The sequence below is a fragment of the Dethiosulfatibacter sp. genome, from assembly GCF_983023055.1.
On record NZ_CEZJXU010000186.1, the window covers coordinates 1 to 4,649 of the forward strand.

Annotated in this window: 5 protein-coding genes and 1 riboswitch; of the genes, 1 reads left to right on the top strand and 4 read right to left on the bottom strand. The window is 35.0% G+C overall.

Going from position 1 to position 4,649, the window contains the following annotated elements; translation table 11 throughout:
* From AC3AX0_RS07620 to AC3AX0_RS07635, 4 genes are all read right to left on the bottom strand, one after another.
* A partial coding sequence (locus tag AC3AX0_RS07620) for an ATP-binding cassette domain-containing protein (RefSeq protein WP_487549707.1) occupies window positions 1–499 on the bottom strand: 499 nt, incomplete at its 3' end.
* A gap of 17 nt (window positions 500–516) precedes the next feature.
* On the bottom strand, window positions 517–1,377 hold the full coding sequence (locus AC3AX0_RS07625; protein ID WP_487549708.1) for an ABC transporter permease: 861 nt from the start codon (window positions 1,375–1,377) through the stop codon (window positions 517–519).
* A 19-nt stretch (window positions 1,378–1,396) separates the two neighbouring features.
* On the bottom strand, window positions 1,397–2,242 hold the full coding sequence (gene modA, locus AC3AX0_RS07630; RefSeq protein WP_487549709.1) for a molybdate ABC transporter substrate-binding protein: 846 nt from the start codon (window positions 2,240–2,242) through the stop codon (window positions 1,397–1,399).
* A gap of 16 nt (window positions 2,243–2,258) precedes the next feature.
* Window positions 2,259–2,993, bottom strand: coding sequence for a Rossmann-like domain-containing protein (locus tag AC3AX0_RS07635; protein ID WP_487549710.1), 735 nt, complete (start codon window positions 2,991–2,993; stop codon window positions 2,259–2,261).
* Window positions 2,994–3,044: 51 nt separating this feature from the next.
* A riboswitch (molybdenum cofactor riboswitch) is annotated at window positions 3,045–3,161 on the bottom strand.
* 169 nt (window positions 3,162–3,330) lie between these two features.
* Between AC3AX0_RS07635 and AC3AX0_RS07640 the strand changes: the two genes are divergently transcribed.
* The gene (locus tag AC3AX0_RS07640; RefSeq protein WP_487549711.1) at window positions 3,331–4,521 is read left to right on the top strand and encodes an anaerobic nitric oxide reductase flavorubredoxin; all 1,191 of its coding nucleotides are present in this window, start codon (window positions 3,331–3,333) and stop codon (window positions 4,519–4,521) included.
* Window positions 4,522–4,649: the final 128 nt, after the last annotated feature.

Below are 4,649 nucleotides of genomic sequence, written 5' to 3' on the forward strand. Positions count from 1 at the left end.
GTTTTGTTCTTGGATCCAATGCACTGAAAGGTTCATCAAGGAGCATTATATCAGGAGAAAGAACAAGAATTCTAGCTAGGGATACTCGCTGCTGTTCACCTCCACTTAAAGTAGCAGGGAATCTTTTTACAAGATGGTCAATTTTCAGCATCTTAATGATTTTATCCAGTTTTTCATCCATTATCGAATTTGGTATTTTTCTCAATTTCATTCCAAAAATAATGTTTTCTCTTACATTCAAATGGGGAAATAGTAGGTAGTCCTGGTATACAAATCCTATATTTCTTTGTTCTGGATAAAGTTCAGCAGTATCCATGCCGTTAAAGAGAACTTTTCCCGTATCTGGTTGGTACATCCCTGCAATTGTTTCAAGAATTACTGTCTTACCTGTCCCTGTCGGGCCAAGTATTACAAAAAATTCATTGTCTTCAATTTTAAGGTTTATATTTTCAAGACTGAAATCGCCTAAAGACTTGTTCAAATTTATTAATTCTATCATTTGTAACTCCTTCTAAATCAGCAGATTTTCGATATTTTTTTATTTTTAAGACCGATGATTTCAAATATCAATAATGATACTACTGAAACAGTTATTATTATGGAAGCTGAGGCCATGGCAAGCTTCAAATCTCCAGTGGACATGTTCAGAAACAGTGAAACAGGAAGTGTTTCTGTTTTCATTCTTGTCGCTCCTACAAGCATAAGTGCTGCGCCAAACTCTCCTATGGCTCTTGCCCAGGTTATTACAGTACCAGCGATAAGACCATTTTTGGCAAGTGGCAGTGTAACCTTAAAGAAGCTTTGCATCTCAGTGCAGCCAAGGGTACGGCTTACAAATTCAAGTCTTGGATTGATATCTTCGAAAGTTGACCTTACAATTCTTAGCATATATGATATATTGACAAAGAATTGTGCAAGAATGATACCTTTTACATCGAAAACAAATTTTATCCCCAAGTGTGCAAGTGCTTTTCCAAAGCCCGTTCCGCCAAAAAGCATCAGTAATGCAACTCCCGATACTACTGGAGGCAGTGAGAGGGGAAGGTTAAGAACAGTGCTTACAAAAATTTTCCCCGGAAATTTTACTTTTACAAGACCATAGGCAATAGGTACTGCAAATAGAATGCAAAGTGCAGTGGATATTAATGATGTAAATAGACTCAGTTTGAGTGAAAATATTATTTCAGGTGAGGTTATGCTTGCTTGAAGCCCTGCATAACCTCTTATGAGAATATTGGATAAAGCTGCTATTATTAGTGTTAGTAACGTTATTATGAAAAAGTACAATATTACCTTAAAAAGTATATTTCTTCTTTTTATATTCCTGTATACAAATTTAGTGCTGTATTTATCACTTTGACTTGCTTTATATTCCATTTGGATGTCCTTTCAATACTTATTCAGTTATAGGTTCAAATCCGTGTTTTTTAAATATTTTCACGCCTTCTTCAGAGCTTAGATAATTTGCAAAAGCAGATGCAGCCTCTTTTTTTTCAGAGAAAGTCAATACGCATACAGGAATTGTTTTTATTGAATTATCTTCTTTATTTATTTGGACTACCTCAATTTCTTCAACACCCTGTGCATTGTCTTCCCAGATGATGCATGCATCAGCTTGTTCCATTGCTATGTGTACAAGAACCTCGTTTACAGTTGCATCCTTAGCAACAACATTAGCTTCAACTGCTTCAAGTATTCCTTTTTTATCCAGAATTTTCTGTGAAACTTTTCCTATTGCGGCGGATCTTTCGTCGCCGAGTACGATCTTCACTCCTTCCTTTGTAAGGTCATCAAGGCAGGTGATGTTTGCTGGATTTCCAGCTGGTACAGCTATAACGGGAGTATGATATACAATATTTTGAGCATTTTCTGTCAATCCTTTTTCCTGTGCTGATTCGAAATATGAATATGCACCTGGAATATAAAGGTCACCTTCTTGCATAAGTTCTAACTGGGTTAGGTTTTGTGCTGATCCTGCATAAGAATATTCGATTTGTACATTGAATTTTTCAGCATAAATTTGAGCGATTTCATCCATGGGTTTTCTAAGACCGGCACCGCAGTATACAATGAGTGTTTCATTTTTATTTTCTGAGTTAATCTTAGCTGTGTTTTCTACCGCAGAGCTTTCACCATCAGTATTTTCACCTGAATTGTTTGCTTCGCTGTTTGAACATCCTGCAATTGTGAACAGCATTAATGCTAGCATCAGAGTTACAATTAATAGTTTTTTGATTTTCATTTTGTTCTCCTTAGATTTATTTTGAGTTTTCACAAAAACGGTCCAAATCCAGCAATCTGGCAGGCCCGGAGATTGTCGTTCCAAAGAAAAAAGTGGGTTTTCCCGTATTCATGAAGTTTGAAAGTGTATTGTTGACTACAGTGCTACCTGTAGCTACAACGAGGTCACACCATTCAATTGCAGCGGTAAAATTATCTTCGCCATTTTCAATTAGTACATTGTTCTTCTTTGTTCCTACTTTTTCATCGTCAAGATCAAGCACTCTAATTTTAAAGTTTTTTGACAGATTCTCAAGGAATGCTGGCTGAAATCCTACAAGTATGATTTTAGGATTACCATATTTTTCCTTGATGTTTTCAACAAGTTTTTCAGCACATGATTCAGGTTCTTCGTCCTTGCAGTGTATTGTATTTGTTGTGATTCCCAGATAGTGGGTAATTGCATTTACAGAAGAAATAAAAATTGCTCTGCTCAGATTCGAACTAAGTTCCATTTCAAGTATTTCACCTATTGTTCCTGTGAAATTTCCTGGATTATCTGTAAAAGCCTGTCCAATAGAACCTTTGAATTCTGCCTGCATAAGTTTTTCTTTTCCCTTTATGAGAGGGTAGTCCCTGCGGATTGGATTTCCTATTGCTTCTTCAGTGGTAAGAACCTTAGCTTCTATTGAAATGTTTTCATTCATTAAATTATTTTTAACTACTAGATCCTTGAATTTTAATTTGATATCATTCATTAAACACGTATTCATAAAAATCTCCTTTAAAATAAAAAAATCCATGCTCCCCAAAAAAAGAACATAGACACTGAGTCTCGGTTACCTTTCCACACGGGAGGCATATCCGTTTCCAGATAAACCCTGTCGGTCTTTGTCCATGGCTAGGCCGAAGGTACAAAAGACTCGGTAATGAGTATATGATTGAATCAAATAAAGTATAACAGAATATATATAGGATGTAAAGACGAATTAATATATAGTGATATTTTATTACTTCATATCACGATTCCTTTACTGAATTATAATTCTATTTGGTAAATACATCTAATTCATTGTATAATTAAATACGAGACAATATTAGGAGGATAAAATGAAAAAATTAATAAAAAACAATGTTAACTGGGTCGGAAAAGTTGATTGGGAATTACGGAAATTTCATGGCGATGAATATTCAACAAATAGTGGTTCTAGTTATAATTCATATTTAATTCAGGAAGAAAAAACAGTTCTAATTGATACCGTATGGCTTCCATTTGCTGAAGAATTTGTAGATAACCTTGCTTCAGAAGTCAATTTGGAAGATATAGATTATATAATTGTAAATCATGGAGAGATAGACCATAGCGGTGCATTGGTTAAATTGATGGAAAGAATTCCTGAAACTCCAATTTACTGTACGGCCAATGCTGTAAAGTCTCTAGAGGGACAATATCACAAAAAGTGGAATCTGAATGTTGTGAAAACGGGAGACAGTCTTGATATAGGCAATGGTAAATCGCTGGTTTTTGTTGAAATGAGGATGCTTCATTGGCCTGACAGTATGGCTACTTATATGACTGGTGACAATATTCTTTTTAGCAATGATGCATTTGGCCAACACTATGCATGTGAAAGTATATTTAATGATACTGTAGATCAATGCAAATTATTTGAAGAAGCAATCAAGTATTATGCAAATATACTTACTCCTTTCAGCAAGATTTTAAAGAAAAAGCTGGATGAAGTCATTGGCATGAATTTGGATATTGATATTATTGCAACTAGTCATGGAGTTGTCTGGAGGGACAATCCTATGCAAATAGTTAGTAAATATTTGGAATGGTGTGATGATTATCAAGAAAATCAAATAACAATCATCTACGATACAATGTGGGACGGTACCAAGAAAGTTGCAGAAAAAATTGCCGAAGGCATTCGTATGGAAGATGAGGAAGTAACTATTAAGATATTTAATATTGCTAAAACAGATGACAATGATTTGGCAACAGAAGTATTTAGGTCCAAAGCAATACTAATGGGGTCGCCAACTGTAAGCAACAGTGTTTTAAGGTCTCTTGTTGGATTTGCTCACTATCTTAAGGAATTGAAGTTCAAAAATAAAAAAGCAGCAGCATTTGGTTGCTATGGATGGAGCGGTGAATCACCAAAGGTTCTTGCTGATTTGCTTAATAGTGCAGGATTTGAAGTTGTTGGTGAAAACCTAAAGGTTAACTGGAATATGTCAGATGTGACTGAAAAGGAAGCGGTTGAATTTGGGAAGCAGTTTGTTAGAAATATATAATCATAGATTACACTTAAGTAAAAAATAATTGTATTTTAGACTAAAAATCCCCTGCAGTGTTGACTGCAGGGGATTAATTATACTATTGTTTTATAATTCTGTATTCCAAAACTTTGGTGTTAGTAGTG